This window comes from Hydrogenoanaerobacterium saccharovorans (assembly GCF_016901815.1).
Taxonomy (GTDB): Bacteria; Bacillota; Clostridia; order Oscillospirales; family Ruminococcaceae; genus Avimicrobium; species Avimicrobium caecorum.
Map to the genome: position 1 here is coordinate 1 of NZ_JACSNR010000002.1, position 17459 is coordinate 17459.

Sequence of the window (17459 nt, forward strand, 5' to 3'; positions counted from 1 at the left end):
CAAACAAACTTGGCTTTCGCTTCGTCTATCTGTTCCTTTGAATTACTCTCAAAGTATTGTTCAAGGGTTCTACTTACTCGTTAGTTCCTGTTCAATTTTCAAGGTTCTTTGCTGTCCTCTCGGGACAGCTTGTTTATCTTACCACAACTCAGGAGCTTTGTCAACACTTTTTTTCGGTTTTTTCAAAGCCCTTTTTGTCGGGCGCCGTCCGCATCGGACAGCTTAGTTATAATATCATGCTTTCCGGCAGATGTCAACACCTTTTTGCAAAGTTTTTTCATTTTCTCTTCCAGAAACAAATACAGCGGGTCTTAAAGGCCCGCTGTACTCTGGATTCATTTTACTCTCAAACGCTCGGATAGCTCCTTGTCGGGGTTTACAATGGCGGTCTGATAGGTTTCATAGATCACCATGCCCGGCTTGGCTCCGTTCGGCTTCTTCACATAGCGCACCTGGGTGTAATCCACCGGTACCTTTGCCGATTCCGCTGCCTGGCTGTGGGTCGCCGCCAGAATGCACGCCTGCTCCAGGGTGCGGTTGGGCACCTCCCGGCCCTCGGTCACCACAATGACATGGGAACCCGGAATCTTCTGGGTATGGAACCAGATGTCATTGCCACGGCTCTCCCGCAGGGTCAGCCGGTCGTTCTGGACATTGTTTCGTCCCACCAGAATGGTAAAGCCGTCATCTGACTCAAACCGCAGCGGCGGCAGCTTCTCCTCCTTCTTCCCCTTGAAGGCATAGTGCTTGAGATACCCCTCCTGGGACAGCTCCCGGCGGATGGCAGTGAGGTCCGCATCGGTCTGGGCCCGGGCCAGCAGGTCGGACACCGACTCAATATAGGCCAGCTCCGCCTCGCCCGAGGCAATCTGCTCCCGGAGTTTCTTCTCAGCCGTATCCCGCTTGCGGTACTCGTTATAGTACTTCTGTACATTCTGATTGGGGGTCAGACGGGGATCGAGCTGGATCTCCACCTCGGGGTACCCCTCCTCATAGTAATTCTGCACCACAGCCCGACGGTCGCCCTTCTGGATGGAGTACATATTGGTCGCCAGCAGATCGCCGTAGATCTTGTACTTCTCCCGGTCGGCGCTCTCCTCCAGCTCCCGGTGCTGGTTGTCCAGACGGCGGGCAATACGCTCCTGAGTGGCAGCCAGCAGCTTCTGCAGATCCAGCGAACGCTGGCGCATCCGGTCCGCGGCGTCCTTTTCTGAATAGAAGGCGTCCAGCAGCTCCCCATAGGTGGAAAACTCCCGGGCGGTATAGCGGTCCCCGTACTGACGGATCTCCACAAAGGAGAAATCTTTGGGCTTGCCGCTCTCATCCACCAGCATCATGGGGGTGCAGCGGCCCTGCTTCATATTGTCAGTGAGGGTTTCCAGGTAGAACCGCAGCCGGTCCGTTTCCTCGGGGGTGAGTTCAAAGACAGTCTTTTCCACGCCCCGGGCCGCAAAGCTGGCGATCTCCCGGCAGAGCAGCGGCGAAACACCCTGCAGACACTCCTGGAGACGGCGGGAGAGTTCAATCTGCCGGGGTTCGCTGCGCAGTTTTTCGATGACTGCATCCGCAGATGCCTCCAGCAGATTGAGTTTTTCAGCCGGAGCCGGCGGCAGGGTATAGGTCAGCCCGGGCAGAATGGGACGCACCGACGACATGGATGTGTCGATGCGCTTGATGGAATCCACGATCTTCCCATCCGGGCGGCGGATAATCAGATTGCTGTGCCGTCCCATGATCTCCACGCAGAGAGTCAGGGTCACATGGTCGCCCAGCTCGTCAATGGTATCAAAATCCAGCTCCAGAATACGGTCCAGTCCTGCCTGACGCACCTCAGTCAGCTGGGCTGAGCCCAGGAGTTTGCGCATGAGCATGCAGAACATGGGCGGGGTCTTGGGGTTCTCCACCGCCGCCCGGGTAAAATGCACCCGGGGACTGGCGGCATTCACCAAGATCAGCAGCCGGTATGCGCCCTGCCGGCCCCGGAGCGCCACAATGAGCTCTTCCCGGCCCGGCTGGGTGATCCGGTCCACCCGGGCCCCCACCGCTGTTTCAATTTCCTGTTTTACCTGACTGAGCATCGCTCCGTCCAGCGGCATAACAGCACCTCCTTACTCTTATGGGCAGCATCTGCCCGCCCTGCCGAGCGCAGGGCTGTATCATAATCAAACTTATTTCTGTTTCAGATCATATCGTTCAAATGCCCGCTCGGGGTCCCAGCGCACCTGCCGCCAGAACAGCACCTGCCAGACTGCCAGTGCCGGCAGCGCAGCCCATGCGCTCCAGAGAGCGGAGGCTCCGGCCCCTGCCAGGAGCAGTACGCCCCAGCCCAGAAACCGCCGGGCATAGTCCCGGCTCAGAGCGGCGGTATCATACCGGGCACGCTCCGAGGGCGGCAGAGTACCGAACCCGCTCACAAACAGGGCAGCCTTCGGCCCGGCGAGGAAAAATCCCCCGCCCAGCAGGCAGAACAGCACTCCCAGAGCGGCACAGGCCACGGTTCCTGCCAGGCGCAGATCAGCCACGGCAGCCACCGGTAAAGCAGAGCGCGTCTCCGCCGCAGCCCACCGCAAAGCGGACATCCGGACAGCAGGCGGTCAGGTACTCCGCCAGCGGACGCAGTACCACCTGTTCGGTGGCATAATGAGTGGCATCCAGCAGGGTGATCCCCATGCGGACTGCTTCCAGATATTCATGGTGCTTGGCTTCCCCGGTGACCAGAGCATCCGCACCGGCAGCCGCTGCCGATTGGAGATAGTCCCCGCCGGCACCGCCCAGCACTGCCACCTTCCGGATGGTGCGGCCCTTGCGGTTCCAGCGCACCCCGGCATTCAGGCGGTCGGCGCACAGCCGGGCAAACTCCTGGGGCGAGAGGGGCTCAGGCAGTTCGCCGATCCGTCCGATGGCGATCTCCTGGCCTTCCCGCACCGATTCCACCACATCAAAGGCGGGCACCTCATAGGGGTGCGCCTGACGCATGGCTGTCAGCACCGCATCCAGTTTTCCGGCGGGCACGACTGTTTCCAGGCGTACTTCCGCTGCCGATTCCTCCTGTCCGGGCTGTCCCAACCAGGGGTTTGTCCCCTCTCCGGGTACAAACCGTCCGGTGCCCTCCACCGAGAAGGTGCAGCCGGTATAGCCGCCGATGGTCCCGGCTCCAGCCCCGATCATGGCATGGCGTACAGCTTCGGCATGGCTCACCGGTACAAAGACAGCCAGCTTATAGTGCTTCTCCCGGCCTTCCACAGCATAGTTGGTGACATGTTCCAGTCCCAGTGCCGCTGCCAGGCAGTCGTTGCCCCCGCCCCGTGCCTTGTCCAGATTGGTATGGGCGCAGATGGCAGAGATCCCCGCCTGAGCCAGTTCCCAGACCACACTGCCGCTCTCCACCTTCTTGAGCGGGTGGAAGATCACCGGATGATGGCTGATGATAAGCTCTGCCCCGATCTCCCGGGCCTCCCGGACCGCCTCAGCTGTGATGTCCAGCACCACCAGCGCGGTCTTTACTTCCGCATCCGGGTCCCCGACCAGCAGACCGCTGTTATCCCAGTTCTCCTGGGTTGCAAAGGGTGCCAGCGAATTCAGCTTCCCATAGATCATCGAGACATTCGACATGATATCCACGCTCCTCCAAAATCATTTCCAGCATCCGTACCACGGTTTCATATTCGGTGCGGCGGACCGGGTCACCGCTGCGGGAGCGGTCAATCCCGGCGATCCGTCCCAGCAGGTTGCGGCGGATGCGCATGAGATAGCGGTCGGTATCGGCAGAATCCCCGTCCAGTACCCGCCCGATATATCGCTCCAACAGGCTGAGTTCCCGGGGTATCCCGTCATAGACCGCAGAAAATACGGTATAGACAAATTTGCCGCTGATCACTGCGTTTTCCAGTTCCAGCCGGAAGCCCTCCCGACAGAGATACTCCCGCAGATGATCCGGTTTGGTCATGGGCTGCAGAAGCAGCCGGGTATGATATTCCCGGACCCAGGGGGCAGCATCCAGGATGCGGGCTGTGAGGTCCCCGCCCATTCCGGCGATGACCACCGTATCCACACTCCCCGGCTGGAGACCATCCAGTCCCGAAGCCAGTACGCATTCGATCCGGTCCTCCAGGCCGTAATCCGCAATGATCTGCCGGGCTTTATTCAGTGGTTTTTCGTTGATATCGCAGGCATAGCCCCGGCGGATTGTGCCGTTCTGTGCCAGATAGACCATCAGCTGTCCATGGTCGGTGCCGATGTCCGCCACCACACTGCCCGGTTGGACCATGCGGGCGATCTGTCCCAGTCGATTGCTCAGTTCTATCAAGACAGTCCCTCCTGTTTCAAATGCCCGAGGGCAATTTCGCAGCTTTCCTGCCTATTGTACCACACCTTCCGGAAAATTCCTACCGCAAAACGAAAAAGCCCATCCACCGGAGTGGACAGGCTTTGGTTTCGTGTCAGTTCAGAGGGGAGAAACCCTTAGTGGCCTTCCTTCATCTCAGCGAAGCACTCGCTGCAGTAAACCGGACGGTCCTCACGGGGACGGAACGGAACCTTGCAGGGCTTGCCGCAGTTGGCGCATACAGCGTCAAACATCTCTCTCTCGGGGCGGGCATTGTTCTTGCGGGCATTTCTGCACTCTCTGCATCTCTGCGGCTCGTTCTGGAAGCCCTTCTCTGCATAGAACTCCTGCTCACCAGCGGTGAATACGAACTCCTTGCCGCACTCTTTGCATACCAGTGTCTTGTCTGTGTACATAGCTTTTACCTCTCTTGAAGAAAATGGTTTTTACCCCGGAGAAACGAAAAAGGTGAACTTTTTGAATATGCCGTGGGTAGATTTATTGCAAGCCTTTTTATATAAAAAAGACTCAAAAAACAAAGCTTTGAGAAAATGCCCGGCTCACACCGGTTCTGCCAGTGCCCGGCGGAGTTTCTGTCTGGCTCGGCCCAGGGCCCGGTCCACCGACTTGACAGTGCGTCCCAGACGCCCGGCGATCTGAGCATAGGAGCAGCCGTCCAGCAGAAGCTGCAGACAGGCCAGCTCATATTCCGATAGTTCCGCCTTCATGCGGTGGCTGCGGTCCCGGCTCTGTTCCTGCCGGATCACGATCTCCTCGGGTTCGTCCTGACTGGGCGCCGATACATTCCCCGCCTCATCCAGCGGAGCGGTGAGGGCCAGCGGGATATTCCTTGCCCGCAGCTGGGAGGCCGCCACTTTGGCAAGCCCATTGGAGATGCACCGGGAAGCATAGGTGCGGAACGCCGCTCCCCTGTCCCCGCGGTAAGTGCGGATGGCCGAAAGCAACGCAATCATGCCCTCCTGCATCAGATCCTCCTTTTCCAGGCCGAGGTAACAGTACCGCTCAGCATAGTAGAGAACCACCGGGGTATAGCGGACAATCAGTTCAGCCGATGCCGCATATTCACCGTGCTGGCTGCGCTCCAGAAGCGCTTCGTCTGAAATCCGGGTCAAATCCTGCACCGTGCCTTTCTGCCGGCAGCTCTCTTGGCTGTCTGTGAATGCTCGTGATGTGGTTTCATTCTATTCCAAAAACCAACTTTTGTCAAGTAGAATTATTTTTGTCGAAAAATAAGATTATTTTTTGTAAGTATTCGATAAAAATCAAACAGTCATATCCCGAATCCAGCGGCCCCGGTATACCCGGACTGCTCCGATGACGCTTTTGATCATCTCATCGCACTTGATGATGAAGTAGACGATGGGAGCAGCCAGTCCCAGACGGAGACCCGCTATGTAACCCAGGGGAATGCAGATCATCCACATGAAGATGACATCGATGACCATGACGAACTTGCCGTCCCCGCCGCCCCGGAGGGTACCCATCATGCTGACACTGGACTGCGCCATAAAGAACACCAGCACCGAGGTGATCGCCATAAAGGACATGGCATAGCCGCGGGTGACTTCGGTGATATTGTAGAAGCCGAGGATAAAGGGCCGGATGGTGAAGATGAGCACACCGGCTGCCACGCCGATCATGGCGGCGATGTACATCAGGGTGCGGGCACGGTCCCGGGCACGGTCGTATTCGCCGGCGCCGATGGTATTGCCGATGATGGCAGCCGCCGCTGAGCTGGTACCCATGAGCGCCACCGAAGCAAACTGCATCACCACCGAGTTGATGGAGTTGGCAGCTACAAATTCCTTGCCCATGCGGCCCATGATGATGGTGATCATCGAGTTGCCGATGGCCCAGATCATATCATTGAAGATAATGGGGGTTGCCGCCCGGACAAAGGCCCCGAACATCACCCGGTCAAACCGGCGCAGGTCATGGAGGTGGAACTGGATCTTATGCTCCCGCCGGAACAGGAACCAGGCCACAATGAGGAATTCCACCACACGGGCGATGGCAGTAGCCAGTGCGGCGCCCTGGATCTCCAGACGGGGCGCGCCAAGGTTGCCGAAGATGAATACCCAGTTGAAGAAGGCATTCACCACAAAGGAGGTGGAGTAGACCACCAGCGAGATGCGCACTGTTCCCACGGCCCGCAGCAGCATAATGGTGTTGTTGCCCAGGGCATAGAGGGGGTAAACCCAGCCGATGACAGTGAGGTACCGGCAGCCGGCGGCAATGACTTCGGCGTCATTGGTGAAGATGGACATAATGATCTCGGGACAGCAGAGGGCTCCCAGGGAGAAGAGCAGCGAAATGCAGACGCTGATCCGGTAGACAATGGAGAGCACCTTGCGGATCTCCGCCGGTTCGCCCTTGCCCCAGTACTGGGCCACCAGCACATTGGCGCCGCCTGCCAGTCCGAAGTTGATTACGGTGAGCATAAAGAACCACTGGTTTGCCAGGGAAGAGGCGGAAAGCTGTACTTCACCCATACTGCCCAGCATGAGGGTATCCAGCATGCTGACGCCCACTGTGATCAGGTTCTGTACCGCCACCGGAATGGCAATGGCCCGAAGCTGCTGATAGAAGGGCGGGTCATTTGTAAAGATCTTTCCCATATACGCTCCTCTCACCAAAAAGGCCCTCTCTTCGTTGGCAGCCCGAAAGGGCATCGGTCAAACGGAAAAAGGGCCGAACTCATCTTTTTTCACTTTTCACAGCGCTGCTTCCGCCGCTGCGGAAGGGCTGTAACTGAATCTTAACATAAACCATCCGATTTGTAAACCGCTGGAAAATCCTCCCGGAAAAGTTCATCGTCCCCGACAATTTCCCGGTGGTTTTGGGATAAAAACACAGCATTCCGCTGTTCCTTTTGAATATAAAAGAGAAGGATCTCTGTCATTCCGGGCTTTCCAAAGCAGATCCTCTGTCGTTTTGTCCCGGGATTTTACCGTCCGGTGAGCCGGTAGGACTGCCGGTATGCCGCCAGCGAAATGGTATAGCTCATGCCCTGGACAAAGTCGAAGAAGTCCTCCTCCCACTCCCCGTCCAGAACCCGGGCGGTCATCTCCTCCAGCGGATGGCGCAGGTACCGTTCAAAGAAGACGCACCCCTTTTCCAGCACACCGCCCTTGGTGCCGTGGTTGCGGGTGTTCTCATGGAGTTTTTCCCGGGTCTCCAGCTGCACCGGCAGCACATTCAGCTCAAAGGACAGGGAGTTGATATGCCGCACCGTTTCCAGCGGAATGGTGTAGGAAAGGCTGCCCGCATAGGCTTCGATGCCGGCATACCAGGCCAGGGTGAGCCGCCGCATGAACTCCGCCACCCGGTCGGGCAGGCCGTCATAGCCGCAGGGACAGAGCTGGGGCAGCTGACAGTCGGGCATCGAGAACCGGGCCGCCCGCACTGCCGAACCCAGCTGGGCCAGTGTCACCGGGATGCCCCGGCTCCCGCAGACATCCGCCACCGAGAAGCTGATCTCGTAGAAGATGTGGGCGGTGATCTTCACTGCCAGCAGCGCCAGGGAATCGTCATCGGTGAGGAAGATATTCTCCCCGAAAGGCGAGAGGAACCGGCAGAGCTTTTCCCGCTCCGCCTCCGGCCAAGGAGCCCGGGGGTCCAGGGAGATGAAGTTGGTGCCGATGGGCGCCATGTTGATGGAGCCGATGCGGTCCACCACATTGGGCAGGATCTTGGCTGCCAGTGTCCCCTCCCCCAGCTCGTCCCGGAACCAGTCCGCTGCCGGTGTGGGGGCAAAGGTGTAGATCACCGGGAGTTTTCTCCCCTCCCGGCGGCACCGCTCAAAGTAGGGCGCCAGAATCTCCCGGACAATGCCCGGCACCTCGGTGGGCGGCGGACACAGCACCAGGATGCTGGGATGCTCCCGCTCCAGTACAGCTGCGGTATCCCCCACCGAAATGGCGTAGGGATACTGCTGCCGCAGCTCCTCCAGTCCCCGGGTGCTGGCCTTGACCGCCAGTACATTCCCCGGGCCGGGCTGCCCCAGCAGAGCCTCATAACAGGGCGCCAGATACCGCCCGATGAATCCGAACCCGATGATAAAGATCTTCTCGTCCATACCGCTGTCCCTCCTGTGCCCGGCAGATCTGCCCGCCGGGATCTTACCCTTCCATCTTACAATAGCCGGGCCGCTTTTGCAAGGCTGTCCGCACCGGACTGCATTTTTCTACCGGCTGTGGAAGGTGGGCATCGGGTCGGGATCGCTGCCATGGAACCGATGGCTGCGCTGTTCCTCCTCCAGATGCACCGCCCGCCGGATGATCTCCCTGCCGTACTTCTGCCGCAGCTGGTCCACCCGGCTCTCCACTGCCTCCCGGCGGCAGGCCTCGGAAAATCCGCTGTACAGGCTGATCTGGGCGGCCTCCCCCTCATCGGTGAGCTCGGTGGCACGCAGTCCCACCGCCCGCACCGGACGATCCCAGCGGTACCGCTCCTGAAAGGCCTCCATCGCCGCCCGGGCCAGATCGGTGGAATCCCGGCAGCTGTATTCCAGGCGCCGGCTGTGTTCGGTATAGCCAAAGCGGCTATCCTTGATGGTGACCGTCACCAGTCCGGCACAGAGCTGCTTTTCCCGCAGCCGCCGGGAGACCGACTCCGCCACCAGCAGCAGCACCGACCAGACTTCCCCGGCGGTCTGCAGATCCCGGGGACAGGTCACCGAGTTGCCCACGCTCTTCACTTCCTCTTCGGCGTTTTCCAGCGCCACCGGCGAGCGATCCTCCCCGTTGGCGCACTGCCACAGGGCATCGCCGTGCTTGCCCAGCTTTTTGCCCAGCAGCTTCCGGTCAAACCGGGCCAGCTGTCCAATGGTGTACACCCCCATGGACTCCAGGCGCCGGGCTGTGGAATCCCCCACACCGATCATCTCCCGGGCCGACAGCCCCCAGACAATCTCCCGGAACCGGTCCGGCGGGATCTCCGAAACCGCGTCCGGTTTTTTGAGGTCACTGCCCAGCTTGGCAAATACCTTATTAAAGGAGACCCCCACCGAAATGGTCACTCCCAGTTCCTCCCGCACCTCCCGGCGCAGGCGTTCGGCAATCTCCCGCCCGCTGCCGAACAACAGGGTGCTGCCGGTCATATCCAGCCAGCATTCGTCGATGCCGAAAGGCTCGATGCGGTCAGTGTACCGGGCATAGATGGCACGGGCTGCCCGGGATACCTCATAGTAGCGCTCGTAGTGGGGCGGCACCACCACCAGTTCCGGACATTTCTGCCGGGCCTGCCAGAGGGTTTCCGCTGTCTTGATGCCGAACTGCTTTGCCAGCTCGTTTTTGGCAAGCACGATGCCATGCCGGTTCTCCTCCGAACCGCCCACTGCCATGGGCACTTCCCGCAGCCGGGGATCGTACCGGCATTCCACCGACGCATAGAAATTATTGAGGTCACAGTGCAGGATCACCCGTTCCTTTCCCATGAGCCTTTTTCCTCCCTTCCGGCGTTTCGTTACCTCTATTATAAACGAACATATGTTCTTTGTAAAGGTGAAAAAACTGCCTTCCGGGGCGGAAAAACCTGCCGGAAGGCGGAGTAAAAATCACAGTTCTGCGGCTCCGGCCGGGCGATGGTCCAGCAGGAACCGGCGATTGTACTTGAGGGCGGCATAGTCCAGCAGACGGGCGGTCAGGCGGCTGTCCAGCACACCGCCCACAGCGCCTGCCAGCGGGATTCCCTGAAGAAATTTGGCTGCCAGCAGTTCTTCCGCCAGCTTGCCGGCCACCCGGTCCGCCAGCTCCTGTTCCGAAAGGCCGGTCAGCTCTGTCCCGGACAGCACCTGATCCAGCTGGTCGGAAAGCGCCGGGTACTCCATTCCCCCGGTGAGAGCGGCGTCCAGCACCAGCAGCATGATCCGGCGCTCCTTACGGGTGGAGGTGATGTAGCCATAGCCCCGGGCGATCTGTCCCAGGCTGCGCAGCAGGGACGCCGCAAAGAGCGGAATATCCGGCAGGCCGATGCCCAGCAGTCCCAGCCCCGAACCCCGCACAGCCGAAGCCGCGGCAGCGGAGAGCACCGCCGAGCGTCCGGTTCCCCGCACCGAGCTGAACCGTTCCGGCGTCCGGAGCTGTTCCTCGGCCCGGGCCAGCCGGCGGACCTCCGCTTTCGGGGAGGCCGTGCGGCGCAGCAGAGGTTCTCCCGCCAGCGCGGCGGAAAACGCTGCCCCAAAGGCGGCAGTCAGCGTATCACGCACCGTCTCCGGCACTTTTTCAGCGATCCGGGCCTGCAATTCCCCGGGTTGACGGTGCATCGCCTTACGGCGCCAGCGGTTCTCCTCCCGGAGCTGCCGGGCCCATTCTCTCTGCCAGCTCTGCGGATCGGTCATGACTGCTTCTCCTTTCTGAGATCCACCACCGTCAGACCGGCGGGATCATAGGCAATTTTGGCGTGGTTGCGGCGCAGCAGCACGGCCTCTGCCTCCTCGCCTGTATGGACATCGATCTTGTGCCGCCAGATCTCATTGTTGCGGTAGACTCCGTCCTCCTCCCGGGAGAAGAACTCATTGCGGCACTCAATGTGATAGCTGTACTGCTGGGGACGATCCGCCAGCAGTTCCCCATGCAGGTACTCCCCGTCCGTCCAGACGGTGAGCTGATAGGTGCGGTCGGTATTGTTTTGAAAGCGGTAGTCCAGATAGTTGTACAGGATGGAGGTGCCGGTGCCGAAGGGGATCTGCCGTCCGTAATCGGGGAACAGATCCATGCCGTCATGGTGGTGATGTTCGATGATGTCCAGGTCGCTGTGCAGCACCATCCAGTGGATCAGGTTGGTGAACTGGCACATGCCGCCGCCCACGCCGCTGCCGGTCTTGCCGCCGGCGATTACCAGGCCGTCCCGGAATCCACGCCGGGCTGAGGGATCGCCCACCAGCGTCCAGAAGGAGAAGATCTCCCCGGGACGGATCAGCACCCGGTCGATGCAGGGGGCTGCCAGGCTCAGGTTCACCGCCTTGTTCTCCTGCAGCTGCATATCCACATTTCCCAGCCGCCGCCGGATCAGGGAGGCGTGCTTTTTGATCCGCACCGGCAGCAGTTCCTCCTGCTTGACCCGGGCAAACTTCCCCCGGAGCGGCAGATCCCGGATTTTCCGCATCAGAATCTCCTTTTTGGTGGAGATGCGGTAGGTCAGCGGGGATATTTCACAGAACAGCTTTCGTTTCATGGTACTTCCTCCTTGCCCGTGCAGCGGCATCTGTCTATGTCCATTATACAGCGGATCGTCCCAAAAGGAAAGCTGTCCCCGCACCGCATGACATCCCGGCGAAACTGTGCTAAAATAAGGTATCAGAGCCGAAAATCCACTTTTTAACTACAATTAAAGCGGACGGTATATACTGGAAACTGGAAATTCCAGCTCCATGCCGGAGACTGCTGATGACTGGAGGGATATATATGCGGCTGCTGCTGGCAGAAGATGAAAGAGCCCTGTCCAAAGCGCTCGCCACCATTCTGGAGCGAAGCAATTATTCGGTGGACACAGTATATGACGGAGAAGCCGCTCTGGAATATCTGGCGGCGGATAACTATGACGGTGTGATCCTGGACATCATGATGCCCAAAAAGGACGGCATCACAGTGCTCAAGGAACTGCGGAGCCGGGGAAGCAAGATCCCGGTACTGATCCTCACCGCCAAATCGGAGGTGGACGACAAGGTGCTGGGACTGGACAGCGGTGCCAATGACTATCTCACCAAGCCGTTCCATTCCCGGGAACTGCTGGCACGCATCCGGGCCATGACCCGGGCCCAGTCCAGCCAGACCAGCTCGGTGCTGCAGATGGGCAATATCACCCTGGATCAGCGCACCTACGAGCTCTCGTCCCCCACCGGCAGCTTCCGGCTGGCGAACCGGGAGTTCCAGATCCTGGAGCTGCTGATGCAGAATCCCGGCAACCTGATCTCCGCTGAACGGCTGATGGAAAAGATCTGGGGCTATGACAGCGAAACCGAGATCAGCGTGGTATGGGTCTACATCTCCTACCTGCGCAAGAAGCTCTCGGCCCTGGGCGCCAATATCCAGATCCGTGCCACCCGGAATGTGGGCTACTGTCTGGAGGAGATCGCATGATCCGGCGCCTGCGCATCCGGCTGGTGGCAGTGTCCATGCTGTCGCTCTTCATTGTACTGACGGTCATCATGGGAACCATGGCGGTGGTCAGCTGGCAGAATCTCACCGACAATGCCGATTTCACCCTCTCCATTCTGGAGGATAACGGCGGTGTCTTTCCCAAATCCGAGGATTTTATCCTGGAGGGACGGGTTCCCGGCAAGCCGGACAAGATCCGGCAGTTCTCTCCGGAACTCCCCTACGAAACCCGCTATTTCACCGTCCAGCTCAATGAAGAAGGGGTGATCCTGTCCACCAACACCGGACGGATCGCCGCCATTGACAGCGAAACTGCCATGGAATTCGCCCGCACCATCTGGGAAAAACAGAGTACCCGGGGCTTCCTGGGGGATTACCGCTACCTGGTTCACGCCAACGACCAGGGGTATCAGATCATCTTCCTGGACTGCGGACGGAATCTGGATTCCTACCGCAACTTCATGCTCACCGGCATTGGAGTCTGCTTCGGCGGTATGCTGGCGGTGCTGTTCCTGCTGATCCTGCTCTCGGGGCGGATCATCAAGCCGGTGGCGGAAAGCTATGAAAAGCAGAAGCGGTTCATCACCGATGCCGGACATGAGCTGAAAACCCCGCTGACTGTCATTGACGCCGATGCGGAGATCCTGTCGATGGATCTGGGGGAGAATGAATGGCTCACCGACATCCAGACCCAGACCCGGCGGCTGGCAGAACTCACCAACGACCTGATCCTGCTCTCCCGGATGGAGGAGGACCGGGCGCCCGTTGCCATGATCGAATTCCCCATCTCGGATCTGGCAGAGGAGATGGTGCGCTCCTTCCAGGCCCTGGCCCGTACCCAGGAAAAGACCTTCACCAGCCGGATCGAGCCGATGCTCTCCTACAAGGGCGATGAAAAATCCCTGCGGCAGCTTCTCTCCATCCTGCTGGACAACGCTCTGAAATACTCCGAACCCGGCGGCACCATTTCGCTGGAGCTGGGGCGTCAGGGGAAAAACCTGCACCTCTCGGTGTACAATACCTGTCCTGTGATGGAAAGGGAACATCTTGCCCACCTGTTTGACCGGTTCTACCGCACCGACAGCTCCCGCAACTCCCAGACCGGAGGCTATGGGCTGGGGCTCTCCATTGCCGCAGCCATCACCGCTGCCCACCGGGGACGGATCTCCGCCTCCACCGAGGACGGGCATTCCCTGCGGATCACCGTCACCCTGCCGGTGAACTGATCCTGTATTGCATAGTATCTATCTGCCTGCTGGCTTTGGTCAGCAGGCTGTTTTTTTGCCCCTGGGCAGGCCGCTTTGTCCCTGAACTGGAATTTTAAGTAAATTTAAGCCCTGATTTTAAGTTTGGTTAGGGTTAGCGATCTATAATAACCTCATTCCAAAAAACACAAGGAGGCGACCCGCCATGGCCTGCATCACCACTATGCAGCGATATGAAATCAAATACCTGCTCGGTGCCCGGGAAAAGGAGGCGATCCTCCAGGCAATGAGTCCCTATATGGAACTGGATGAGTATGGACGCACCACCATCCGCAATGTCTATTTTGATACGGACTCCTTCCGTCTGATCCGCCGTTCGCTGGAAAAACCAGCCTATAAGGAAAAACTGCGAATCCGGAGCTATCAGCCGGCCTGTCCGGATGATCCGGTGTTTGTGGAGCTGAAAAAGAAATACCAGTCGGTGGTCTACAAACGGCGGGTGGTGCTGCCCGAACAGGAAGCCCTCCAGAGCTTTCGGGAGAACACCCCTCTGCCGCTTCAGTCCCAGATCGCCGATGAGATCGAATACTTCCGGAGCTATTATTCGCCCCTGCGGCCCACTGCCTTCCTCTCCTATGAACGGGAGGCCTTCCGCATGACCGACGGCAGCGATTTCCGGGTCACCTTTGATGAGAATATCCTCTGCCGGAACCGGGATTTTTCCCTGGGTTCGGAGATCTACGGCGTTTCGCTGCTTCCGGAGGGCTGCACCCTGATGGAACTCAAGACCCCCGGCGGTCTGCCATTATGGCTCACCTCGGTGCTGACCCGTTTCCACATCTACCAGACTTCATTTTCCAAATACGGAACTGCCTATCAGAAGTTCCTGTACCAATCTGTTCGAGGAGGCTCTTTCCATGATTGACAATCTGTTCCGCGGTCTGTTCGATACCGATATGACCGTCATCATTACCCCGGCGGAGTTTCTCACCTGCCTGGGCGTTTCCCTGGGCATCGGCCTGATCCTGGCTGCCCTCTACCAGTACCATACCCGCTATACCCGCAGCTTTGTGGTCACTCTGGCCCTGCTGCCTGCTGTGGTCTGCGTGGTCATTATGATGGTCAACGGCAATGTGGGCACCGGTGTGGCGGTTGCCGGCACCTTCAGCCTGGTGCGGTTCCGTTCCGCTCCCGGCACCGCCCGGGAAATCTGCGCCATCTTCCTGGCAATGGCAGCCGGTCTCATCGCCGGCATGGGCTATCTGGGCTATGCCGTGCTCTGCACCCTGGTGCTGGGCGGCGCCGAACTGCTCTTCCGGATGCTGAGCGCCAAAGCCGACGGCGGCGCTTCCCTCTACAAGACCCTGCACATCACCATCCCCGAGGATCTGGATTACAGCGATGTCTTTGACGAGCCGCTGCGGGAATTCACCCGGGAATATGAACTGACCTCGGTGAAAACCACCAATATGGGCAGCCTGTTCCGGCTGACCTACAACATCACCCTGCGGGACAGCCGCACGGAAAAATCACTCATTGACCGGCTGCGCTGCCGCAACGGAAACCTGGAGATCACAGTATCCAAGCAGGAAACCGCCATCGGCGAGCTGTAAAAAAGGAGGCCGCAGATACCCATGAAGAAAAAATTCCTGACAGTCCTGCTCTGCTGTGCTTTGCTGCTGAGCGGCTGTTCCAGTCAGACTACCACCACCGCGGAGGATTCCTCCTCCCAGACCCAGACCCTGCAGGTTGGCCTGGCAGCTTCCGATCTCTTTACCGCACGGGATCTGGAAACCGGCTACGATGCTGAAACCGCTGCCCGGATCACACTGGAAGGCGATACTGCCTCCTGTGATTCCGATGCGGTCACCATTGACGGGAGCACCATCACCATCACCGATGAGGGCACCTATGTAATCTCCGGTACCCTCGAAAACGGCATGCTGATGGTGGACGCTGAAGACACCGACAAGGTGCAGATTGTCTTAAACAATGCCAGCATTACCAATGAAACCTCCGCCGCCCTCTATGTGCGGGAGGCAGACAAGGTATTCCTCACCACTGCCCCGGACAGTGAAAACAGCCTGTCCAGCGGGGACAGTTATGTCGCCATAGATGACAACAACATTGACGCCGCTGTCTTTTCCAAGAGTGACCTCACCCTCAACGGCAGCGGCACCCTGACCATCTCTTCTCCGGCTGGTCATGGGGTCGTATCCAAAGATGACCTGGCTGTAACCAGCGGCACCTATACCATTACTGCCGCCAGCCAGGGACTGTCCGGCAAGGACAGCGTCCGCATTGCCGATGGTACCCTTACCATCCAGTCCGGCAAGGACGGCATCCACGGAGAAAATACAGATGATTCTTCCCTGGGCTTTGTGTACATCGCAAACGGCAGTTTCTCAATACAGTCGGAAGGCGATGGGATCAGCAGCAGCAGTATCCTTCAGGTCGATAACGGCAGTTTCTCGCTCCAAACCGGAGGAGGCAGTGCCAACGCGCCGGAACACACTTCCACAGAGTCCTTTGGCGGGGGTCGTCCAACCGGAACGCCGCCCGCAGATCGTGAAACCGGCACGCAGCCCTCTGCTCCTCCGGAAAACCAGCCGGACGACCTGAGCTCCGAAGCGGGGACAGATGTTCCCACGAGTGTTTCATCGGCATCGGTCAATTCTCCCTCCAACACAGACGATGCCGCTGCTGATCCCGCCGCTTCCGATACAACAGATACCAGCTCAGACGAGACCGGCACCAAGGGTCTGAAAGCCTCGGCACAGCTGATGATCACCGGCGGCACCTTCTCCCTGGACACTGCCGATGATGCCCTTCATTCCAATGGAGATATATCCATTTCCGGCGGAACTTATACCATCGCCACCGGCGACGACGGCATCCATGCCGACAACGCCGTTACCATAACCGACTGTGATCTCACCATTGCGGACAGCTATGAGGGGATCGAAGGCCTGAGCATCGACATCTCCGGCGGTACCATTTCGGTCAAAGCCAGTGATGACGGACTCAATGCCGCAGGCGGAGCGGACTCCAGCGGATTTGGCGGACGGGGCGGTGACGCCTTTGCCGTAACCGAAGGAGCCTGCATCACCATCTCCGGAGGCGCCCTGACTGTGGATGCGGACGGCGATGGTCTGGATTCCAACGGCGATCTGCGGATCACCGGCGGCGTAACCTATGTAGCCGGACCGACCAGCGGTGCTGACTCGGCTCTGGACTGCAATGGGGAAGCTGAAATCACCGGCGGTACCTTTGCCGCTACCGGCACAGTCGGTATGGCGCAGACCTTCGGAGACAGCTCCACCCAAGCCTCGATGCTGATCGCTCTCAGCCCGGACTCCACTCCCTGTACCATCACCGTTCTGGACGCAGACGGCACGGAACTCTTCTCCTGGGACAGCACCAAGAACTTCTCCTCGGTACTGTTCAGCTCTCCGGAACTGGAACAGGGTGCGGCCTATACGGTGACTGCCGGCTCCAATTCTGCCGAAGTCACCCTCGATACCATCAGCTACCGGGCTGACGGCATCGGTGGCGGCATGGGCGGCGGACGCGGCGGCAGCCGGAACCCCGGCGAACGCCCCGACCAGGGTACGGCTCCTGACCCGTCCGCTTCCCAGAGCAGTGAGGCACAGACTTCCGGTACATAATTCCTTCCTCCAGTCCGGAAGTCTGTGCGGGCCGGACCTGCCGAACTGATACGGGAAACAGTTCGGTCCCCATTCCCGGTTCAGGCCACTCAGATACTGCAAAACAAAAGGAGCGCTTCCACCCCCAATGGAAGCGCTCTTT

Annotated in this window: 16 protein-coding genes; 5 read left to right on the forward strand and 11 right to left on the reverse strand. The window is 59.2% G+C overall.

Annotated elements, in window-relative coordinates; translation table 11 throughout:
• Positions 1 to 335: 335 nt before the first annotated feature.
• The 11 genes from H9X81_RS02315 to H9X81_RS02365 all read right to left on the reverse strand — a co-directional run bounded on the left by H9X81_RS02315 (position 336) and on the right by H9X81_RS02365 (position 11521).
• Positions 336 to 2096, reverse strand: coding sequence for an Rqc2 family fibronectin-binding protein (locus tag H9X81_RS02315; protein WP_204719532.1), 1761 nt, complete (start codon positions 2094 to 2096; stop codon positions 336 to 338).
• A gap of 72 nt (positions 2097 to 2168) precedes the next feature.
• Positions 2169 to 2522 carry a DUF3784 domain-containing protein gene (locus tag H9X81_RS02320; RefSeq protein WP_204719534.1) on the reverse strand — a complete coding sequence of 118 codons (354 nt, stop codon included), beginning with the start codon at positions 2520 to 2522 and terminating at the stop codon, positions 2169 to 2171.
• Entirely contained in the window at positions 2515 to 3612 is a 1098-nt protein-coding gene (locus H9X81_RS02325; protein WP_204719536.1) for a Nif3-like dinuclear metal center hexameric protein, read from the reverse strand. Before H9X81_RS02325 ends, H9X81_RS02320 begins: the two co-directional genes overlap by 8 nt.
• A complete protein-coding gene (locus H9X81_RS02330) occupies positions 3539 to 4306 on the reverse strand; it encodes a tRNA (adenine(22)-N(1))-methyltransferase (RefSeq protein WP_177502843.1) in 768 nt (255 codons plus the stop codon). The genes H9X81_RS02325 and H9X81_RS02330 overlap by 74 nt, the downstream gene beginning before the upstream one ends.
• Positions 4307 to 4461: 155 nt before the next feature.
• Complete coding sequence (locus H9X81_RS02335; protein WP_177502842.1) at positions 4462 to 4740, reverse strand: zinc-ribbon domain containing protein; 279 nt, start codon at positions 4738 to 4740, stop codon at positions 4462 to 4464.
• 144 nt (positions 4741 to 4884) lie between these two features.
• Entirely contained in the window at positions 4885 to 5457 is a 573-nt protein-coding gene (locus tag H9X81_RS02340) for a sigma-70 family RNA polymerase sigma factor (protein ID WP_204719539.1), read from the reverse strand.
• A gap of 150 nt (positions 5458 to 5607) precedes the next feature.
• The gene (locus H9X81_RS02345) at positions 5608 to 6963 is read right to left on the reverse strand and encodes an MATE family efflux transporter (RefSeq protein ID WP_204719541.1); all 1356 of its coding nucleotides are present in this window, start codon (positions 6961 to 6963) and stop codon (positions 5608 to 5610) included.
• A 329-nt stretch (positions 6964 to 7292) separates the two neighbouring features.
• Positions 7293 to 8423 (reverse strand): hypothetical protein, encoded by a 1131-nt coding sequence (locus H9X81_RS02350; RefSeq protein WP_204719543.1) that lies wholly within the window; start codon positions 8421 to 8423, stop codon positions 7293 to 7295.
• A 108-nt stretch (positions 8424 to 8531) separates the two neighbouring features.
• A complete protein-coding gene (dinB, locus tag H9X81_RS02355; protein WP_191392451.1) occupies positions 8532 to 9782 on the reverse strand; it encodes a DNA polymerase IV in 1251 nt (416 codons plus the stop codon).
• 120 nt (positions 9783 to 9902) lie between these two features.
• The gene (locus H9X81_RS02360; RefSeq protein WP_204719545.1) at positions 9903 to 10685 is read right to left on the reverse strand and encodes an EcsC family protein; all 783 of its coding nucleotides are present in this window, start codon (positions 10683 to 10685) and stop codon (positions 9903 to 9905) included.
• Positions 10682 to 11521, reverse strand: coding sequence for a VanW family protein (locus H9X81_RS02365; RefSeq protein WP_204719547.1), 840 nt, complete (start codon positions 11519 to 11521; stop codon positions 10682 to 10684). The genes H9X81_RS02360 and H9X81_RS02365 overlap by 4 nt, the downstream gene beginning before the upstream one ends.
• A gap of 230 nt (positions 11522 to 11751) precedes the next feature.
• On the opposite strand from H9X81_RS02365, the gene H9X81_RS02370 reads away from it, so the two are divergent.
• The 5 genes from H9X81_RS02370 (at position 11752) to H9X81_RS02390 (ending at position 17317) form a co-directional block, all read left to right on the forward strand.
• A complete protein-coding gene (locus tag H9X81_RS02370) occupies positions 11752 to 12426 on the forward strand; it encodes a response regulator transcription factor (RefSeq protein WP_204719549.1) in 675 nt (224 codons plus the stop codon).
• Positions 12423 to 13670 carry a sensor histidine kinase gene (locus H9X81_RS02375; RefSeq protein WP_204719551.1) on the forward strand — a complete coding sequence of 416 codons (1248 nt, stop codon included), beginning with the start codon at positions 12423 to 12425 and terminating at the stop codon, positions 13668 to 13670. The genes H9X81_RS02370 and H9X81_RS02375 overlap by 4 nt, the downstream gene beginning before the upstream one ends.
• A 184-nt stretch (positions 13671 to 13854) precedes the next feature.
• A complete protein-coding gene (locus H9X81_RS02380) occupies positions 13855 to 14574 on the forward strand; it encodes a polyphosphate polymerase domain-containing protein (RefSeq protein ID WP_204719553.1) in 720 nt (239 codons plus the stop codon).
• The gene (locus tag H9X81_RS02385; protein WP_191392446.1) at positions 14567 to 15262 is read left to right on the forward strand and encodes a DUF4956 domain-containing protein; all 696 of its coding nucleotides are present in this window, start codon (positions 14567 to 14569) and stop codon (positions 15260 to 15262) included. Before H9X81_RS02380 ends, H9X81_RS02385 begins: the two co-directional genes overlap by 8 nt.
• Before the next feature lie 21 nt (positions 15263 to 15283).
• Complete coding sequence (locus H9X81_RS02390) at positions 15284 to 17317, forward strand: carbohydrate-binding domain-containing protein (RefSeq protein ID WP_204719555.1); 2034 nt, start codon at positions 15284 to 15286, stop codon at positions 17315 to 17317.
• Positions 17318 to 17459: the final 142 nt, after the last annotated feature.